General features: G+C 67.4%; 16 protein-coding genes and 1 pseudogene. 8 read left to right on the top strand and 9 right to left on the bottom strand.

Annotated elements, in window-relative coordinates:
* Positions 1–4 precede the first annotated feature (4 nt).
* Positions 5–679, top strand: coding sequence for a hypothetical protein (locus tag PV679_RS09430; RefSeq protein ID WP_319679643.1), 675 nt, complete (start codon positions 5–7; stop codon positions 677–679).
* A gap of 36 nt (positions 680–715) precedes the next feature.
* Here the strand turns inward: PV679_RS09430 and PV679_RS09425 are convergent, their stop codons facing one another.
* On the bottom strand, positions 716–898 hold the full coding sequence (locus PV679_RS09425; protein ID WP_319679642.1) for a hypothetical protein: 183 nt from the start codon (positions 896–898) through the stop codon (positions 716–718).
* A 102-nt stretch (positions 899–1,000) separates the two neighbouring features.
* On the opposite strand from PV679_RS09425, the gene PV679_RS09420 reads away from it, so the two are divergent.
* Positions 1,001–1,972 (top strand): alpha/beta hydrolase, encoded by a 972-nt coding sequence (locus tag PV679_RS09420; protein ID WP_319679641.1) that lies wholly within the window; start codon positions 1,001–1,003, stop codon positions 1,970–1,972.
* Positions 1,973–2,224: 252 nt separating this feature from the next.
* On the opposite strand, the gene PV679_RS09415 is transcribed toward PV679_RS09420, so the two are convergent.
* Together PV679_RS09415 and PV679_RS09410 are read right to left on the bottom strand one after the other, a co-directional pair.
* Positions 2,225–3,442: a low temperature requirement protein A gene (locus PV679_RS09415; protein ID WP_319679640.1), complete on the bottom strand. Its 1,218-nt coding sequence runs from the start codon at positions 3,440–3,442 to the stop codon at positions 2,225–2,227.
* A 113-nt stretch (positions 3,443–3,555) separates the two neighbouring features.
* On the bottom strand, positions 3,556–4,923 hold the full coding sequence (locus tag PV679_RS09410; RefSeq protein WP_319679639.1) for an NAD(P)/FAD-dependent oxidoreductase: 1,368 nt from the start codon (positions 4,921–4,923) through the stop codon (positions 3,556–3,558).
* 233 nt (positions 4,924–5,156) lie between these two features.
* Between PV679_RS09410 and PV679_RS09405 the strand changes: the two genes are divergently transcribed.
* Positions 5,157–5,732: a DNA starvation/stationary phase protection protein gene (locus tag PV679_RS09405; protein ID WP_319679638.1), complete on the top strand. Its 576-nt coding sequence runs from the start codon at positions 5,157–5,159 to the stop codon at positions 5,730–5,732.
* Between the two features lie 228 nt (positions 5,733–5,960).
* The gene (locus PV679_RS09400) at positions 5,961–6,797 is read left to right on the top strand and encodes an alpha/beta hydrolase (RefSeq protein ID WP_319679637.1); all 837 of its coding nucleotides are present in this window, start codon (positions 5,961–5,963) and stop codon (positions 6,795–6,797) included.
* Between the two features lie 361 nt (positions 6,798–7,158).
* Here PV679_RS09400 and PV679_RS09395 read toward each other — a convergent pair whose 3' ends face one another.
* Positions 7,159–8,139, bottom strand: coding sequence for a helix-turn-helix domain-containing protein (locus PV679_RS09395; protein ID WP_319679636.1), 981 nt, complete (start codon positions 8,137–8,139; stop codon positions 7,159–7,161).
* A gap of 964 nt (positions 8,140–9,103) precedes the next feature.
* Between PV679_RS09395 and PV679_RS09390 the strand changes: the two genes are divergently transcribed.
* On the top strand, positions 9,104–9,976 hold the full coding sequence (locus tag PV679_RS09390) for an alpha/beta hydrolase (RefSeq protein ID WP_319679635.1): 873 nt from the start codon (positions 9,104–9,106) through the stop codon (positions 9,974–9,976).
* 719 nt (positions 9,977–10,695) lie between these two features.
* On the opposite strand, the gene PV679_RS09385 is transcribed toward PV679_RS09390, so the two are convergent.
* From PV679_RS09385 to PV679_RS09370, 4 genes and pseudogenes are all read right to left on the bottom strand, one after another.
* Positions 10,696–11,418, bottom strand: a complete 723-nt coding sequence (locus PV679_RS09385; RefSeq protein WP_319679634.1) for an alpha/beta hydrolase — start codon at positions 11,416–11,418, stop codon at positions 10,696–10,698.
* 40 nt (positions 11,419–11,458) lie between these two features.
* Positions 11,459–12,430 carry an alpha/beta hydrolase gene (locus PV679_RS09380; RefSeq protein WP_319679633.1) on the bottom strand — a complete coding sequence of 324 codons (972 nt, stop codon included), beginning with the start codon at positions 12,428–12,430 and terminating at the stop codon, positions 11,459–11,461.
* 577 nt (positions 12,431–13,007) lie between these two features.
* Positions 13,008–13,988, bottom strand: a complete 981-nt coding sequence (locus PV679_RS09375) for a helix-turn-helix domain-containing protein (RefSeq protein WP_319679632.1) — start codon at positions 13,986–13,988, stop codon at positions 13,008–13,010.
* 142 nt (positions 13,989–14,130) lie between these two features.
* Positions 14,131–14,247, bottom strand: a pseudogene (locus PV679_RS09370) (alpha/beta hydrolase); the annotation flags it as partial.
* Positions 14,248–14,796: 549 nt separating this feature from the next.
* Between PV679_RS09370 and PV679_RS09365 the strand changes: the two are divergent.
* Positions 14,797–15,522 carry an alpha/beta hydrolase gene (locus PV679_RS09365; protein WP_319679631.1) on the top strand — a complete coding sequence of 242 codons (726 nt, stop codon included), beginning with the start codon at positions 14,797–14,799 and terminating at the stop codon, positions 15,520–15,522.
* Positions 15,523–15,627: 105 nt separating this feature from the next.
* Here PV679_RS09365 and PV679_RS09360 read toward each other — a convergent pair whose 3' ends face one another.
* Positions 15,628–16,125, bottom strand: a complete 498-nt coding sequence (locus PV679_RS09360; RefSeq protein ID WP_319679630.1) for a carboxymuconolactone decarboxylase family protein — start codon at positions 16,123–16,125, stop codon at positions 15,628–15,630.
* A gap of 125 nt (positions 16,126–16,250) precedes the next feature.
* On the opposite strand from PV679_RS09360, the gene PV679_RS09355 reads away from it, so the two are divergent.
* Together PV679_RS09355 and PV679_RS09350 are read left to right on the top strand one after the other, a co-directional pair.
* Positions 16,251–17,243 carry a pirin family protein gene (locus PV679_RS09355; RefSeq protein ID WP_319679629.1) on the top strand — a complete coding sequence of 331 codons (993 nt, stop codon included), beginning with the start codon at positions 16,251–16,253 and terminating at the stop codon, positions 17,241–17,243.
* Entirely contained in the window at positions 17,240–17,584 is a 345-nt protein-coding gene (locus tag PV679_RS09350; protein WP_319679628.1) for a GNAT family N-acetyltransferase, read from the top strand. Before PV679_RS09355 ends, PV679_RS09350 begins: the two co-directional genes overlap by 4 nt.
* Positions 17,585–17,868: the final 284 nt, after the last annotated feature.

The following is a 17,868-nucleotide window of genomic DNA, read 5'->3' as shown; positions in this document are numbered from 1 at the left end:
CTTCATGGCGTCGGCCTACCCGTGCGCCTGCGGCGCTCCGGTCGCACCGCCGCTGGTCACGGGCGCAGCCGTGCAGCCGATCACGCGCCGCACCTGGGCGGAGGAGTGGGTGCCGGTCCGCTGTACGGCATGCGGGCGCGAGGACCACTGGCCGCAGCCGGAGCTGGGCTGCCCGTGCGGCTCCGTGCTGCGGATTGCGGTACGTACGCCGCGCGCGGGCGCGACACCGCCGCTCACGCCGGGCGCCGAGGCGCCGGACCCGGCCGGACGGCCCTCGCAGGAGCCACCGGCACGTCCGCCGTTCAGTCCGCTCACCATCCGTACGGCCCACGACGCGGTGACCGCCGCGGCGCTCTATCTCCGCTGGCTGGGCTTCCAGAGCGTCGTCCAGGCCGAGGAGCCGTCGCCCTCCGGCATCGATCTGCGCGGCCCCGATCTGATCGCCCAGGTCGACCCGACCACCAGCGCGACCTCGCTGCGCTCCGTCGAGTGCCTCTGGCTCAACGGGCTGAACGCCTCCGCGGTGAGTGTCTTCTTCTCGCTGGCCGGTTACGCGGACGACGCCCTCGCCCGCGCGGACGAGGTCGGCCTGCCGCTCTTCGCACTGGATCTCACCGGCACGCCGCAGCCGGTCAACGGCCCGGCGGAGGAGCTGGTCGCTTCCGGCGCCGCGCGCTGACCGCCGGAGCGACACCACCGGACAGGCACCGGCGCTCTACGCCGAGAACCGCTCCCGCGCGGAGCGGATCGAGGCCGCCGCGCGCCAGTACGCCCTGTCCACCAGGGATGTACACACCACGCGCTCGCCCATGTCACCGTCGCCGGCCGGGAGCCGCCGTCCCTCGGTGCGCTGCGGGAACACGAGTAGTGCGCTCGCGAGCGGTTCCCGCCCGCTCACAAAATTTAGCGTGGTGATCAGCGACACCGGGGCGCTCCGCGCGCGATCCGGGTTGTTTCGCCGGAAGACCCGGCATATCGCATGACATCTTAGGAGTTTCACATGTCCGATTCCGTGGAGCCGGTCCAGCCTGTGCTGGAGCCGGCGGCAGGTGCCTTCGTGAAAGCGACGGCCAACCCGCCCTACCTGTTCGACCTCGCCCCGGCGGACGGGCGCAAGGCTGTCGACGAGGTGCAGTCCGGCGGGATCGACAAGCCCGCGGTCGACGAGGAGTGGATCACCGTCCCGGGCGGTCCCACGGGCAGCGTACGGGTCCGCGTCGTCAAGCCCACCGGCGCCGAGGGCACCCTGCCGGTGATCCTCTACATCCACGGCGCCGGCTGGGTCTTCGGCAATGCCCACACCCATGACCGCCTGGTGCGCGAGTTGGCCGTCGGCGCCGACGCGGCCGTGGTCTTTCCCGAGTACGACCTCTCCCCGGAGGCCCGCTACCCGGTCGCCATCGAGCAGAACTTCACGGTCGCCCAGTGGGTCGTGGAGCAGGGCGGCACCAAGGGCCTGGACGGCTCCCGGCTGGCCGTGGCCGGCGACTCCGTCGGCGGCAACATGACCGCCGCGCTGACCCTGATGGCCAAGGAGCGCGGCGGCATTCCGCTGGTCCAGCAGGTGCTGTTCTACCCGGTCACCGACGCGAGCTTCGACACCGCCTCGTACCACCAGTTCGCCGAGGGCTACTTCCTGCGCCGCGACGGCATGCAGTGGTTCTGGGACCAGTACACCACCGACGAAAGCCAGCGCGCGGAGATCACCGCCTCGCCGCTGCGCGCCACCACCGAGCAGCTCACCGGACTGCCGTCGGCGCTGGTCATCACCGGCGAGGCCGACGTCCTGCGCGACGAGGGCGAGGCGTACGCCAACAAGCTCCGCGAGGCCTGTGTCCCCGTCACCGCTGTGCGCTTCCAGGGCATCATCCACGACTTCGTGATGCTGAACGCTCTGCGTGGGACCTACGCCGCGGAGGCCGCCATCACGATGGCGGTCAACACCCTGCGCACCGCGCTTCACTCAGCCTGATAACCGGGCAGGTCGTCGCCGTGTGACGACGATCCACACGCCTGTATCGCCCGGACCGCCCCCGCCGCCGTCGAGGCAGCGGGGGCGGTCCGGCGCGTTGTCGATCTCGCTCGACGGCCCGCATGTGCGCGACGCGGCTTGCTCCTTCATGACCGAGGAGACCAGAGGCCCTGTCCTGGAGCAGCCGGCGGCCTTCGGAGCCCCGCTCCCGCTCACTGGTCCGCACCGGCCGGCAGGAACTGACCGGAGTGTTCACGATTTCGCGGAACCGGGTGGTCTCCTGGGACCGCGGACCGCTGCCAGTGCCGAGGACGTCAGTCCTTCCTCCTTCCGTCCGCGTCCGGCGCGGTCGCTCAGCGTGACCACGACGACCAGGGCCACCATCATCAGACCGGCGGCGAGTGCGGGCGCCGGGGAGTACGCGGCTGTCAGCACACAGACGGCGACAACAGGGAACGCGAGTTGTTCAACCACGCTCCGTTGGTGAGGCCGGACGTGCACGGCCCACACGGTGATCAGGAAGAGCGCCACCGGGACGGTGACCGCGGCCCCCGCCGCCGGCGACGGGACACCGGTGTTCCGCGTGACCAGCCCGGCGTACGCTGCCAGGCCGGCTCCCGTGGCCGCCGCTGAGGCGAAGATCAGATAGTGGCCGTACGCCCAGGTGAACATCTTGCGATCGGTCCGGTGCGTCGTGGCGAGCAGGGTGTGCGCGGGCCAGGCGAAGTACAACCACCACATGGCGAAGACCATGAGCAGGCCGCCCGCCGCGAGGGCGTACAGCGCGCTGGAACTGTGGTGCTGGTCGAAGCCGTCGCGGACCGCCGTGGTGGCGGCTGAGACGGACTCACCGAGCACGATGAGGATGAAGAGCTCGTAACGCTCGGCGATGTGACGCGGATGCCACGGCGTCATCCCGGCGGACTGGGCCCACACCGGCACGGAGAGCTCGGCGATGATCATCACGATGATGCCCGGCAACCGTGCCGGAGCCGGGACGAAAACCAGCCCGACCCAGCCGACCTGGCACGCGGTCACCCCTGCGGCGAATCGAAGAGCGGTCCGCCGCCCACCGCTGTCCGAGCGCGCGGCACGCAGCCACAGCCCGGCCAGCGCCGTACGCAACATCAGATATCCCAGCGTAATGACGCGCAGATCGCCTTCCTCGAACGCCCGGGAAACACCGGCCGCGAGGACAAGGGCGCCCGTGATCTGGACCAGGACCGTCAACCGGTAGGAGACGTCGTCCGGGTCATAGGCGGAGGCGAACCACGTGAAGTTCATCCACGCCCACCAGATGGTGAAGAAGACCAGTGCGAAGCGCAGGAAGCCGGTGGCGTAGTGCCCGTCAGCGACCGCTTCGTGCAGACTTTCGGATGCCTGCGCCACCGCGATGACGAAGCACAGGTCGAAGAAGAGTTCCAGCGAGGTGGCGGTCCTGTGCGGTTCGCCGGGATCCCGGCCCAGCATGGTGCCGCCCGATCCCCGCGCCTTACCGGCCCGGCCGTGAACGGCACGGTCCGAGGCCCAGGCCGGCAGAGTGCGCCATGGCCGTGCTGGGAGCGTATATGTCCGGCGGGGGCTCAGCGAAGGGCTCCCAGAGCGGCTTCCACGGCGCGGTGGAAGGTGGGATAGGTGTAGATCATGTGCTGGAGGCGCTCGACGGGCACCTCCGCGTGGACGGCGACATTCAGCCCGTACAGAACCTCACCACCCGCTGGTCCCGCCGAGGTCGCCCCGATCAGCACGCCACGGTCGGCATCCTCGATCAGCTTGATGAACCCCTCGTTGCCCCGCCCGTGGATCCAGCCACGCGTGGAGGAGGCGATCGGCACCAGCCCGGTGCGCACCCGCAGGCCCTGCTCGCGCGCCTGCCGCTCGGTGAGCCCGACGGCCGCGATCTCGGGATCGGTGAAGGTGACACGGGGCAGTGCGCGGTAGTCGGCGTCGGGACCGGGGCGCCCGAGGATGTCCTTTACGGCGATCTGCGCCTGATACATCGACACATGGGTGAAGGCGCCGCGACCGGTGATGTCGCCGACTGCCCACAGCCCCTCACCAGCCCGCATCTGCCCGTCCGTGCGCACGCTCCGCGCCGAACGGTCGAGGCCCGCCCCGTCGACCGCCAATTCGGAGAAATCGACGCCGCGCCCGGTGGCCACGAGAAGCCGCTCAGCGCGCAAGGGCTCCTCCTCACCCTCAAGGCGGACGGTGAACCCGCTACCGTCATGGCTGACGAGCCGGGCCCGGGCCGAGGTGAGAACAGTGACACCGTCGGCCCGCAGAACCTTCGCGGCCAGATCCCCGGCTTCCGGTTCTTCCTGCGACAGCAGCCGGTCCTGTCCCTCCAGGACCGTGACCGCGCACCCGAACCGGGCGAAGACCTGGGCGAGTTCCACACCGATGGCACCTCCGCCGATCACGAGCATCGAGGCGGGCATCTCTTTGGTCGCCATGGCGTCCCGGTTGGTCCAGTACGGCGTCTCCGCGAGGCCGGGGACCGGGGGAACGCGGGGCCGGGTGCCCGTGGCCAGCACAACACCGCGTCGGGCCTGGAACGTACGCTCGCCGACGGTCACCTGGCGCGGCCCGGTGAGTCGTCCCCTTCCGCGGACGAGTCGGCCGCCCTTCGCCGCGAGGCGGTCGGCGGCCGCCTGGTCATTCCAGTCGTCGGTGGCCTCGCCCCGGATACGTCCGGAGACCCGGCTCCAGTCGGGAGCGACCCGCACGTCACCGGCGAGAAAGGAGACCCGCTCCGCCTCGGCGAGGAGGTTCCCGGCCCGGATCATCATCTTGCTGGGAACGCAGCCCCAGTACGGACACTCGCCTCCGACGAGTTCCGCCTCGATCCCCACCACGTCCAGCCCAGCCTCCGCGAGGGTCCCCGCGGCGTACTCGCCACCAGGCCCCAGCCCCAGGACAACCACATCGGCCTGCTCGCTCGTACTCATGCCTCTCCCACTTGCTCGTCGGACCGACTCGGCCCGCAAGGAGGCTAGGCAGGTACGACACCGGCCAGGTGCTCCGCCGGCGCACGAGCGCTTGCCCGAGAACGAACACCGGGCAGAGGCCGTGTTGCGGTGCGCTGCTGAGCAGCACCGCATGCGCTCCTGGGCTACAGAGCCGCCGAACAGGCATCTAGCGTCGATCGTGCACCGATAGACAGCAGCGCAGGAGGCCCAACATGACAACCAGCTCTCGGCCCGGAAGCAGCCAGCCTCGGCTGCATCAGAAGGGAGGGGTCATCCAAGAGTTCGGGACCGTCAAGCAGTTCCCACTCGGCCTGTCCTACGAGACACGCATGTACTCCTGCCAGCGGCTCAACAAGGTGCTGGCGGACACCCAGATCCTTTTCGGCCTCTACAAGAAGCACCACTGGCTGATGCGCGGGGCGACCTTCTACCAACTGCACCTGTTGCTGGACAAGCACGCGGGCGAACAGCTCGAACTCGTCGACGCTCTCGCCGAGCGGGTCCAGACCCTGGGCGGCGTCGCGGTGGGGGATCCCAGGCACGTCGCGGAGATCACATCGATTCCGCGCCCGCCGGACGGAGTGGAGGAAGTGCCTGTGATGCTGTCGCGTCTGCTGGAGGCACACGAGTCCATCCTCGTCGAGGCTCACGACGCGTCTGCCAGGACCGGGGAGCTGGGTGACGACGGCACCAACGACCTGCTGGTGTCACAGGTGATCCGGACCGGCGAACTCCAGGCGTGGTTCCTGGCGGAGCACTTGGTCGACACCCCTCTGGTCCGCGCCTGAAAGGGACACGACCGCAAGGCTGCGAGCGGTGGTCGACCATGGTGTCCCGCGCCTCGAAAGCCATGAAGAGAGCAACTGTGCGGACGGGGCACCGTCAGCACTTCCCGTGCCGCGCACGCCGGGTCGGCCCCGCACCAATCCGGGCTGACGGGCTTCACAGAGCGCATTCCTGAGCCGACAGGGCAAGGGAGCGCGGCACGCACCACTATTCCGGATGAAGGAGAAGTCATGCCGTACATCACCGTGGGTCAGGAGAACTCCGCCACCATCGACCTCTACTACGAGGATCACGGAACCGGGCAGCCGGTTGTCCTTATCCACGGCTTCCCGCTCGACGGACATTCCTGGGAGCGGCAAAGCGCCGCACTACTCGATGCCGGCTATCGCGTGATCACCTATGATCGCCGCGGTTTCGGGAGGTCCAGCCAGCCGACGACCGGCTACGACTACGACACCTTCGCGGCCGATCTGAACACCGTGATGGAAACACTCGACCTGCGGGACGCCGTCCTGGTCGGCTTCTCGATGGGCACCGGTGAGGTCGCCCGATACGTGTCCGCCAACGGCTCGGCGCGGGTCTCCAAGCTCGCGTTCCTGGGATCGCTGGAGCCCTATCTGCTCAAGACCGACGACAACCCGGACGGGGTCGCGCCGAAGGAGTTCTTCGACGGCGTGGTCGCGGCCGTCAAGGCGGACCGCTACGCCTTCTACAGCGACTTCTTCAAGAACTTCTACAACCTTGACGAGAACCTCGGCACAAGGATCAGCGAGGAAGCGGTTCGCGGCAGTTGGAACACCGCGGCGGCCGGCGGATTCTTCGCGGCCGCTGCCGCGCCGTCGACCTGGTACACCGACTTCCGGGCCGACATCCCGGCCATCGATGTGCCGACTCTGATCCTGCACGGCACGGCCGACCGGATCCTGCCCGCCGAGGGAACCGCGCGACTGTTCCACAAGGCACTCCCCTCCGCCGACTACGTGGAGATCGAAGGCGCGCCGCACGGCCTTCTGTGGACTCACGCGGAGGAGGTCAACGCGGCGCTGCTGGCCTTCCTGGCGAAGTGACCCGGCTCAGGGAGCGCTGACACTTCCCGGCTGCCGCCACCGGACGGCGGGCACACGGAAACCGGCACCGGACACGTCGGCCTGGTGGCCCGCTGTGCGGTGGCGGTGATGTATCCGCGCCGTGTGCGGTTGGAGAACGGGGTGCGGTTGGGGAACGGGGGTTCACAACGGCGGCCCGCCCACCGCACGCGGCACAGTCGGCGCCTCGGCTCTCGTGTACGGCGCCTCGGCGCACGAGGGTCGCTTGCGCGACATTCCGCCGGTCGCGGTGCGTCGCGGCCGGAGTCTCCGCCTGCGCGACTGCCCTCCTGGCCGCCGCAGGGCCGCGAGTTCGACGGCGCGCTCGCCGGACTGAGAGACCTCAAGCGCCCAAGGCGACCCGCTCTTCACCGAACAGGCCGTGAACTTGCCAGTCGCGAGGCGTCATACCGTAAGCCGCGCGAAAGACCCGACTGAAGTGGCTGGCGCTCACGAAACCCCAACGTCGCGCGATGGCCGCCACGCCGAGCTCCCTGGCCCGGGGCCGCAGAAGATCCTGGCGGCATCGCTCCAGGCGCTGAGTACGAATCCATCCGCCCAGCGTGGCTCCTTCCATCTGGAACAATTTGTGCACATAGCGAACCGAGACAAAATGCGCGGCGGCGATCGCATGCGGTGACAGGTCGGGGTCGGAAAGGTTCCGCAAGATATGGTCCTTCACCCGCAGAAGTGTGGCCGCGGCCGTCTCCGGCGCCTGGAAGGTGAAGCGGCCGCGCCGCTCGTCGACCAGCATCGCCAGCATCTCAAGCGCGGTGGCGGCGACCTGACGGCCGACGATGTCGTCGAAGCCGGCTGCTTCCCGCGCCATACGCGCGAAATATGTCGCCACCAGTGCGGAAACTCCCTCCGTACCACTGAAGGCTGTCGCGGTCACCGCCCGGAGATCATCCTCCCGCACACGAAGCGCTTCGCGAGGAAAATGAAAAGAGGTGAAACGAAAATCGTCCCGACATTTCTTTCTGAACAGGCGGGAGGAGTCGGAGATCGAGAATTCACCGGGCTTTATCAGGGCTTCTCGTCCGTCTTGCTCCTTTATTGCCGTGCCTCGCTCCTGGAGGCTGACAATAAGAAACTCCTTGCCATCCTGAGAAATCTGACGTTTACTGCGTGTCACCACCTGTGGTCCCGCCTCGACACTGGAGATCTGCATAACGCCAAGCCGTTGGCTGGAAATCGTTCCGGCCGACGGCTCCTTCTCCAGGAGATTGACGTCGAGCGGCACGAAGGCGCGTGACACCGCCTCGTGCCAGAGTTCTTTTCGTTCCGGTGCGGGCAGTGGAGCAGTGGAAACGACTATGGCCACCAGATACCTTCTTGGGCATGTGATCGACCGGCGCTCGGAGCCGGCCCGTGCATCACCAGGAAACTGCTTGGGGGCCGCACGGACCAGGAAGAATCACAGGAAGAATCGGCCGCGGGCTCCCTGCGCACCGTGAGTGTCCCGGACAGTCCGAGGGCGACAGATCCGGTTCGGCGCGGTGCCGCACAGGTCGTTCACTCCGCTGGGGTGGAGCCCCTGTGCTCCGGCAGCCGTCACGGTGCGTGTGGCGTCGTCCGTAAAGCCATGCGTGGAGGGACAAACGGCGAGCACGCACAGGCAAGACGACCCAGTCGGGCGCCTTACCGGGGCGCCGTCATCACCGTGGCCGGAACAGAGGACAACGTCAAGGCACTGGTGTACTTACTTGGCGGGCACTGACCGCGGCCCCCCGTGCGGCCGGGCGCAGGGGTTCACAGCGGCAACCGGCACTGGCTTCGAGTGCCGCACCACGCCGCACAGTTTCGCTCGGTCGAGGCGGGCGAGCCCGGTGACCGCACCCCCATGTCCACGCGGTTGTTCGCCAAGACCCGCGTGAGGACTTGGCTCACCGCCCGATCAGGGCACTTGGCATCGAACGGCGCGTTACGTGGAGTGACTTCGAGCCCGCACCAACAGTGCACTCACAGGACCGAGTTTGTGCGCTCTCCTTCCAGAAAGCACTCAAAAGCGCGGCTATCGTCGATATCGCCGCAAGCACTTCAACGGCGGCAACGGGTGGTAGTGGCCCTGCGGTCCGAACCGTCCCGTCTTCCCCAGGATCACCGAGCGCCGAGACCCGCGCGCCGTCGCCCCGATCAGCCGGTCCCACCGGCCCTCCACCGATCAGTGGGTGACTGTCCGGTCACAGCCCGGTTCCACCGCTGAAAACCGTCCACACATTTTTGATGGACACCACAAGGGCCCTGTCAGGGCTGAAAAAGGATGCACAGTGAAAATAGCTCAGATAATGCGGGGTCGAAAGACGCGTCTTCTCGTCGCCTCGGGCGTCCTGGCCGCCACTGCCGGACTGGCCACGAGCGCCCAGGTGACCGCGCAGGCGGCCGCTCCCTCCAAGCACGCCGCTCCCTCCAAGCACCACGGCCCCAAGCCGACGATCGTGCTGGTACACGGGGCCTGGGCGGACGCGTCGAGCTGGAACGCGGTCACCGAGCGCCTTCAGCACGAGGGTTACACCGTCTACGCCCCGCCGAACCCGCTGCGCGGCGTCTCCTACGACGCACAGACCCTGTCCAACTTCGTGGCGACCATTCCCGGTCCGGTCGTCCTGGTCGGACACTCCTACGGCGGCATGGTCATCACCAACGCCGCGACCCACAACAGCAACGTCAAGGCGCTGGTCTACGACAACGCCTACGTACCTGAGCAGGGAGAGACGGTCTTCGAGATCAACGCCGCCAAGCCGGGCTCATGCGTCGGCGGCGACCCGTCGACGTTCCTGAACCTGGTGACGTATCCGAACTCGCCCTCAGGCGACTACGACGCTTACCTCAAGGTCGCGCCCAACGCCGACTACAAGGGCTTCAACGGCTGCTTCGCCAACGGGGTCCCGGCCGACCAGGCACAGCTCCTCTCCGCCGGCCAGCGGCCGTTCGCGGTCAGCGCCGGCTCGGAGCCGTCCGGAGTACCCGCCTGGAAGACGATCCCGTCATGGGCCATCGTCGGAACGGCGGACCATGTCATTCCGCCCGCCGAGCAGCTCTCCATGGCCAAGCGCGCGAAATCACACATCACCAAGGTCGACGCCGGCCACCTGTCCCTGGTCACCAAGCCGAGCGCGGTGACCAACGTCATCCTCGACGCGGCCTCGTCTGTCAACTGACGCCACGTCGCCGCATAGGCGGCCTGCTGGTGTGACGGACGCCCACGGGATTCCGTCCCACCGTTTCGCAGACCACCCTGGCGCCAGGCCGCTCGTACGGGCGGTCTGGCGCCGGAGCAGCGACCTCCACGCACGCCCATGCAGCGCGGATCTCGGAACACTTCGCGCGGCTCACCATGAGCGGCGAGGACCTGGTGGGCTTCATTTTGCCGAGGTTGGGTCGATCAGACGTTCCGGTTGTTGTTCCGGCGTCCTGGTCGCGACCGGTTGTGGCTGCCCTCGGCCTCTGACGCGGCCGCCCGCGCACACCGCGGATGTCGGGTTACGCGTCCAGTAGGGGCATCGACTGGGTGACGTCATGCCGGTTTCCGCTGGTCGGCGAGACGGCCGAAGGGGTGCGTCGCAAGGCGGAGAGGCGCTCGCATACGGGACCGGGCGTTCCGACAACGCGGCGAAGTGCCGGAGCCAACAATCGCGCGCCCGCCTGGGATTACCGGACAGTCCTGAGCAACACCACTGCTCAGCTCGCTCCGTTGGCAAGACACACACACGAAGCATCGATCCCCGTCAACCAGCTTCCCCGAGCACTCGGCTCCGCACGAGAACAGGTGCGACGAGACCGGGCCGAACTCAACGGCTTCATCAACTGAGCCCAAGATCGCTGCCGCTGCCGGCATCGTCGCCGCGCTTGGCGATGGGGCGGTGGCTGAGTCGGCTTGCTAACTCGTCGCGCGTACCGCGTCAAGGATCAGCTCTGCCACGGCCTTGGGCTGGGAGACGGCGATCGCGTGCGAGGCGCCCTCGATCTCGACGATCGTCGCCCCGGCCCGCGTGGCGCCGAAGCGTTCCACCTCTGGGTTGATCGCCTGGTCCGCCCCAGCGACGAGCGCCCAGGAGGGCTTGGTCCTCCATGCGGCCGCCGAGGCCGTTTCCTCGAACGCTCCCGCCGCCAGCGGGCGCTGCGTCACCGCGAGGACCTTGGTGACGGCGGCCGGCACATCGGCGGCGAAGATGGCCGGGAATGCCTCGGCCTTGATCGTGACTTCGACCGCGGGATCCGCACCCTCGACAGGGTAGGTCGCCTGCTTGAGGTTACTCACGAGCGGCGAGAGGGGGAAGCGGCCCTGGAGCTCGCCGAGGCTCTCGCCCTCTTCGAGGGCGTAGGCGGCGATGTAGACGAGTCCGACGACATTCTCCGTGATGCCCGCCACGGTGATGAGCGCACCGCCATAGGAGTGGCCCACCAGGACGACGGGACCGTCGATCTGGGACGCCACGGAGGCGATGTACGCGGCGTCGGAGGCCAGGCCGCGCAGCGGGTTGGACGGCGCCACCACCGCGACGCCGTGGTTCTGAAGCTCCGCGATGACCCCGGACCAACTGCCGGCGTCGGCGAAGGCTCCGTGCACGAGAACAACCGTCGGAGTGGGCTTGGTGGCCATGTTGTTTTTCTCCTTGGTGCTGGTGGCTGTGGGCGTCGGGTCAGCCGGCGTGCAGCGCGGTGCGCAGAGTGGTGACGGCCAGAGTGATTGCCGCCTGGGCGGCGTGGGTTTCGCGGAGGGTGTTGAGCATCACGAAGTCGTGGATGATGCCCTGGAAGCGGACCGCGGTCACGGACACGCCCGCCTCGCGGAGCTTGTTGGCGTACGCCTCGCCCTCGTCGCGCAGGACGTCGGCCTCGCCGGTGATGACCAGCGCCGACGGCAGACCGGTGAGCTGCTCGGTGGTGGCGCGCAGCGGCGAGGCGGTGATCTCCGCGCGCTGGGCCTCGTCGGTCGTGTACTGGTCCCAGAACCACCGCATGCCGTCACGGCGCAGGAAGTAGCCCTCGGCGAACTGGTGGTACGAGGCGGTGTCGAAGCTCGCGTCGGTGACCGGGTAGAACAGCACCTGCTGCACCAGCGCGACGTCGCCGCGCTCCTTGGCCATCAGCGTCAGCGCGGCGGACATGTTGCCGCCCACGGAGTCGCCGGCCACGGCCAGCCGGGAACCGTCCAGTTCCTTGGAGGCACCCTGCTGGACAACCCACTGCGCGACCGCGTAGTTCTGCTCGATGGCGACCGGGTAGCGGGCCTCCGGGGAGAGGTCGTACTCGGGGAACACCACCGCCGCGCCGGCGCCGACAGCCAACTCGCGCACCAGACGATCGTGAGTGTGAGCGTTGCCGAACACCCAGCCGGCGCCGTGGATGTAGAGGATCACCGGCAGGGTGCCCTGGACACCGGCCGGGCGCACGATCCGAGCCCGCACACTGCCCGTCGGACCGCCCGAGACCGTGATCCACTCCTCGTCCACGGCCGGCTTGTCGATCTCACCGGACTGCACCTCGTCCACCGCCTTGCGGCCCTCGGCCGGCGGCAGATCGAACAGGTAGGGAGGATTCGCGGTCGCCTCCGCGAACGCGGCCGCTGCCGGCTCCAGTACCGGCCGCGTGGGCTCCACAACATCCTGCATAACAAACTCCTGCGTTTCTTGTGAATGCCGGCCCATCCGGCAAACGGGCTCCGAAGCGGACGTAATAGGACTGCACGGACGCCGCTGACCAGGCTAAACCGTCCTGGCGAAGCGGAATTGCCCACCAGCGCACCGGCTCTGGCCTCGCAGCGCACTGAAAGAAAAACGTGTGCACTGGCAGCAAGAAATCAGTGCGCTACCGGGACGCACGGACACATCGGCCCGAGATAACGTGGCGGAGCAGTCAGAGAACGGCTGGGCCGGATGCATTTCATCGCAAGCCCGCCAGGGTTCATGTCCTCGTAACTGTAGGCGCTGTAACGATGGGGCTTTTCCCTCCTCGCCTGCCGCTGCCGCTACCGCTTGGAGGATATCGACGTTTTTATCCCACAGGAGGTCATCAAAAGGCGTCCACGGTGCCGGTCGGCGGGCTGCTGCCCCGCGCTATCGACTTCGACACGGACCTGACCGTGCGCAACGCGAAGACCCGCGGGCGGCTCGACGGCCTTACTGCCGACCAGTTCCGAGTGCACGCACCGACGGATTAGCGTTCGGATCCGAAGGAGAACGGCAACATTCAATGGCTCTCATTGATGCGCCGTTTACCGGACAGGCCCTCGACCTGCCAGTCGCGAGGCGTCATACCGTAAGCCGCACGAAAGGCACGGCTGAAGTGACTGGGATTCGCAAAACCCCAGTCCCTGGCAACGGCCGCCACTCCCAACTCCTTGGCCATGGGACGGAGAAGATCCTGGCGGCATCTCTCCAGTCGCTGCGTCCGAATCCACCCGCCCAACGTAACGCCCTCCATCTGAAACAGCTTGTGGACGTAGCGAACCGACACGAAGTGCGCTTTGGCGATTTTTGACGGTGACAAGTCAGGGTCGGAAAGATTTCGCATGATGTGGTCCTTCACACGTACAAGCATGGCCGCGCCGGGCTGCGGGGCCACGGAAGAGAAGCGACCACACCGCTCTTCGATAAGCAGCTCCACAAGACAGAGCGCGGTGGCGGCGACTCGACGGCCGATGGTGTCGTCGAAGCTCGCCGCTTCGCGCGCCATGCGCGCCAGATAGGTTGCCAACAGCGCGGCGCTGCCCTCGTCGCTGGCGAAGGCGGTTGCGGTCAGCGCCCGAAGATCTTCGTCCCGCACATGAAGCTCTTTGCGAGGGAACTGGAACGAGGTGAAGCTGAATTCTCCGTCGAGTTTCTTTCTGAGCGGGCGCGACGCGTCACTGATGGAGAATTCACCCGGTTTTATCAGAGATTCTCGCCGGTCCTGCTCCTTAATTGCGGTGCCTCGGTGCTGAAGGCTGAGGATAAGTGATTCCTGGCCGTCCTGCGAAATCAGACGCCGGTTGCGCGTCGCTATCTGCGGTCCCGCCTGGACGCTGGATATCCGCAGGGACCCGAGCTGATTACTGACAATCGTTCCAGGTGACGGCTCACTTTCGAGGAGAGTCACATCCAGTGGTACGAAGGCACTACGCACAGCTTCGTGCCAGCGCTCCGCCCGGTCGGAGGCGGACAGCGGCGCGGTGGACAGGACAATGGACATCGGTCTCCCTCCACGTAGATCGTGATCGACCAGCTTCCGGAGCCGGCGCAACCAATGACACAGTTTCGACGTCCAACAGTCCAGGAAGAATTGAAGGAACAATCTCACGCAGAATTTGCAGCAGAAGAATCTTGAGTGCAGGCGAGCGGGAACCCATGGATAAACCATGGATGAGGACGACCGGCTGCCCAGTGCGGTGGTCCTCGTAATAGAGGCCGATGGTGGCGGAGTTCTCCTGGCCCGCGGTGATGTGCGGCAAGGTCTCGTCCCTTCGTCAGGAGTGACTGGTGCGCGCAAGACCGTGCTCCGTCTCGATGAGCTCGATGAGGCAGAGCGTTGTGGAGACGGCACCGGCTCATCGGCATCCGACATCCGGGCATTCTCGGCACGGAATGTCATCACACTAGAGCGAACATATCGCCGCCTGTTGCCTTCGAACGCATTGCTCCTTGCCTGGAAGTGCCAGGGAAGGGACGTTTCCCGGTCCGCTGCCGCCCAATGCCTTCGAGGACGTCCATCCCCTCACCCTTCGGGCGGACCACATGTGGTGCACCAACGGACCACACGTGGTGCGCCAAGAGGCAAGACACCTTCACCGGCCGCCCGTAATGTGGTGTTCAAGCCTGCGCGGTCCATCGCCCGGCTCGGACACTGTCCGCGCCGGTCCGCCTGGTGAAACGCCTCGGTCGAGGCAGCCGTCCCTGTCTCCTGGTGTCACTCGCTCCCGGCACAGGCAGCGGACCTTTCCCCATCTCCGGCCGCGCATCATCCGATCGCCACCACATCAACAGCAACAGGGAGTTGTGCCGTGTCCCGTTCCGAGAAGCCCACCGTCGTCCTGGTCCACGGCGCCTTCGCCGACGCGTCCAGCTACGCACGTGTCATCCCCGAGCTGATCGCCCGCGGCCTGGATGTCGTGGCACCGGCGGTGCCCAACCGCAGCCTGGTCGGCGACTCCGCCTACATCGCCTCGATCGTCCGTGGAATACCCGGACCGGTCATCCTGGTCGGACACTCCTACGGCGGCGCCGTCATCACCGTCGCCGGCGTGGAGGACAACGTCAGAGCGCTGGTCTACCTGGCCGGCTACGCCCTCGACGAGGGCGAGAGCCTGGGCGAGTTGCAGGGCGGCTTCCCCGACTCCGACCTCGCCGGCGCGCTCGTCTACACCCCCTTCCCGATCGAGGGCTCCACCACTCCCGGCACCGACGTGTCGGTCCGGATCGACACATTCCCGTCTGTCTTCGCGGCCGACGTCGACCCCCGCCTCGCAGCCGTCCTCGCCGTCTCCCAGCGTCCGCTTGCCGCCCAGGCATTCACCGAGAAGGCACCGGCGGCGGCGTGGAAGACCAAGCCCTCCTGGGGTCTGGTCGCCACGGCCGACCACACGATCAACCCCGATGTGGAGCGACACGGCTACCAGCGGGCCGGCATGACCAGCGTCGAGGTCGACTCCTCGCATCTGGTGATGCTCGCCCATCCCGAGCACGTCATCACGCTGATCGAGGAGGCCGTCCAGGCCACGGTCCGCTGACCCCGCCCCGGTCCTCGCGCACCTCACGCGGTCACCGTGAGCGCCCCCGGCCCCGTTACCGATCTGATCCCTGCGCGCTGCCTGCTGAGCGGACCGAGGTGGCGATCACCCACCCGCGGAACCGGGTATCCGAGTGACGCGGTGCTTGCTCAGAATGGACACCCGGTTGAACGCGTTGATGGTAATCGCCACCCAGATCGCCGCGGAGATCTCGTCGTCGTTGAGGACCTGACGAGCTGTTTCGTAGGCGCTCTCCTGCGCGACGGCGTTCGCCGGTTCGGTGGTCGCCTCCGCCAGGGCGAGTGCCGCGCGTTCCCGTGCCGTGAACAGTTCGGTGTCGCGCCAGGCGGCGAGCACGCCCAGACGCTGAGGGGTCTCACCGACGCGGAGCGCAGCCCTGGTGTGCACGTTGAGGCAGTAGGCGCAGCCGTTGATCTGCGATACGCGGAGGTTGATCAGCTCTACCAAGCCACGGTCCAGCCCCGCCTCGGCGGCGACCGCACGGACCGCATCGGCCGTCTCGACCAGTGCGTGGTAGGCCTTGGGACTCTGCTTGTCGATGAAGACCCGCCGGCGCGCGGGATCTGCTGCGGTGTCACCCAACGTGGACTCCTTCAAGGCCGCTCTCGGCCGTCGCTCTCTGTGCCGTGCACGTGCTGGGGCAGGGACTTTACTATCAAGCATGATCATTGAATATGAAATCATTCTCGGGTGTGAAAGGGCGTGCGATGAGTAACGTCGAAGTGGATCCCGCCGCGCCGCATCGCGGGGCCGCGGGCCAGGGTGAGGCCGCGCAGCGGGTCGACGTGCTGACCGCGCGGGACGTCCCATTGGGCGGGCCAAGAGCGATGACGGTACGGCGCACACTGCCGCAGCGTGCCCGCACGCTGATCGGAGCCTGGTGTTTCGTCGACCACTACGGCCCCGACAACGTCGCCGATTCGGGCGGCATGGACGTCGCTCCGCATCCGCACACCGGCCTTCAGACCGTGAGCTGGCTGTTCAGCGGAGAGATCGAGCACCGCGACAGCATGGGCAGCCACGCGCTCGTACGGCCCGGTGAACTGAATCTCATGACCGGCGGGTACGGCATCAGCCATTCGGAAGTCTCCACCACTCGCACCACGACCCTGCACGGCGTCCAGTTGTGGGTGGCTCTGCCCGAAGAGCACCGGCATGCCGACCGTGACTTCCGGCACCACGTCCCGAGCCCGGTCCGGCTGGACAAAGCGGAGATCAGAGTCTTCCTGGGATCCCTCGCCGGTGACACCTCTCCGGTACCTACCTTTACGCCCCTGCTCGGCGCCGAGCTCGTCCTCGATCCGCGCTCGACGACAACACTCCCGGTAGATTCCGCCTTCGAGTACGGTCTTCTCGTCGATCACGGGGACGTCCGCATGGCGGGAACACTCCTGCGCCCGGCGGAACTGGGCTACCTCGGCACGGGAAACGACACGCTGACCCTGGCGAACGAGACGTCCTCCCCCGCTCGGGTGGTGCTGCTCGGCGGGACGCCGTTCGAGGAACAGATCGTCATGTGGTGGAACTTCATCGGCCGCGACCATAAAGACATCGCCGAAGCCAGAGAAGCCTGGGAGAACGCGTCCGACCGCTTCGGCACTGTCGGTGGTTATGACGGCGACCGTCTTCCCGCGCCGGCCCTTCCCCATGCCACCATCGCTCCGCGCAAGAACCCCACGCCGCTGAAAGGCACCCGATGACACAGCCCGCCGCCACCGCTCCCAGTGTCCAGCGAGTGGACGCCAAGCACCGCTACGAAATCCTGGTCGACGGCGAAACCGCCGGCTTCACCGCCTACCGCGACCGCGATGACCGGCGCGTTTTCTACCACACCGAGATCGACGACGCCTTCGCCGGTCAAGGCCTGGCCTCGCTCCTCGTCCAGCAGGCCCTGGCCGACGTACGTGTCTCCGGGAAGCGCATCGTGCCGGTTTGCCCCTACGTCGCAAAATTCCTCAAGAAGCACGACGAGTTCGCTGACATCACCGACCCCGTGACCCCCGAACTTCTGCAGTGGCTGGAGACCGTGCTGCCACGGTGACCGGCGGCGCCGCCGCCTTTTTCGCCACCGTCGGAACGGCGCCCGGCCATGCTCATCTCCGATGGAGATGACTGCAATCCCGAACCATCGCGAGCGGCGAGGAAGCATCAAGGGGCGGACCGACGCTTACGGGTGCGTGACGGCATCGAAGACGCTGCCGACCACCGCACAGCACGTCCGTCCGAGCCGGTTTCCCGGTTCGCCCCGTCAAGAAGGTGCATATGTCCGCATCACCCGACGTCCAAAGCCAGCGCCGGCGCGCGACCGCCAGGGCCCCTCACGGC

It is taken from the genome of Streptomyces sp. AK02-01A (assembly GCF_033795305.1).
In the GTDB taxonomy this organism is placed as follows: domain Bacteria; phylum Actinomycetota; class Actinomycetes; order Streptomycetales; family Streptomycetaceae; genus Streptomyces.
This window is presented reverse-complemented; position numbering and strand designations above follow the sequence as displayed.

Excerpts from the sequence above, each read along its gene's own strand:
- PV679_RS09400 (WP_319679637.1), top strand. The coding sequence starts at position 5,961 with ATGCCGTACATCACCGTGGGTCAGGAGAACTCCGCCACCATCGACCTC.
- PV679_RS09375 (WP_319679632.1), bottom strand. The coding sequence starts at position 13,988 with ATGTCCATTGTCCTGTCCACCGCGCCGCTGTCCGCCTCCGACCGGGCG.
- PV679_RS09380 (WP_319679633.1), bottom strand. The coding sequence starts at position 12,430 with ATGCAGGATGTTGTGGAGCCCACGCGGCCGGTACTGGAGCCGGCAGCG.
- PV679_RS09415 (WP_319679640.1), bottom strand. The coding sequence starts at position 3,442 with ATGCTGGGCCGGGATCCCGGCGAACCGCACAGGACCGCCACCTCGCTG.
- PV679_RS09410 (WP_319679639.1), bottom strand. The coding sequence starts at position 4,923 with ATGAGTACGAGCGAGCAGGCCGATGTGGTTGTCCTGGGGCTGGGGCCT.
- PV679_RS09385 (WP_319679634.1), bottom strand. The coding sequence starts at position 11,418 with ATGGCCACCAAGCCCACTCCGACGGTTGTTCTCGTGCACGGAGCCTTC.
- PV679_RS09390 (WP_319679635.1), top strand. The coding sequence starts at position 9,104 with ATGCGGGGTCGAAAGACGCGTCTTCTCGTCGCCTCGGGCGTCCTGGCC.
- PV679_RS09350 (WP_319679628.1), top strand. The coding sequence starts at position 17,240 with ATGACACAGCCCGCCGCCACCGCTCCCAGTGTCCAGCGAGTGGACGCC.
- PV679_RS09420 (WP_319679641.1), top strand. The coding sequence starts at position 1,001 with ATGTCCGATTCCGTGGAGCCGGTCCAGCCTGTGCTGGAGCCGGCGGCA.
- PV679_RS09405 (WP_319679638.1), top strand. The coding sequence starts at position 5,157 with ATGACAACCAGCTCTCGGCCCGGAAGCAGCCAGCCTCGGCTGCATCAG.
- PV679_RS09430 (WP_319679643.1), top strand. The coding sequence starts at position 5 with ATGGCGTCGGCCTACCCGTGCGCCTGCGGCGCTCCGGTCGCACCGCCG.
- PV679_RS09355 (WP_319679629.1), top strand. The coding sequence starts at position 16,251 with ATGAGTAACGTCGAAGTGGATCCCGCCGCGCCGCATCGCGGGGCCGCG.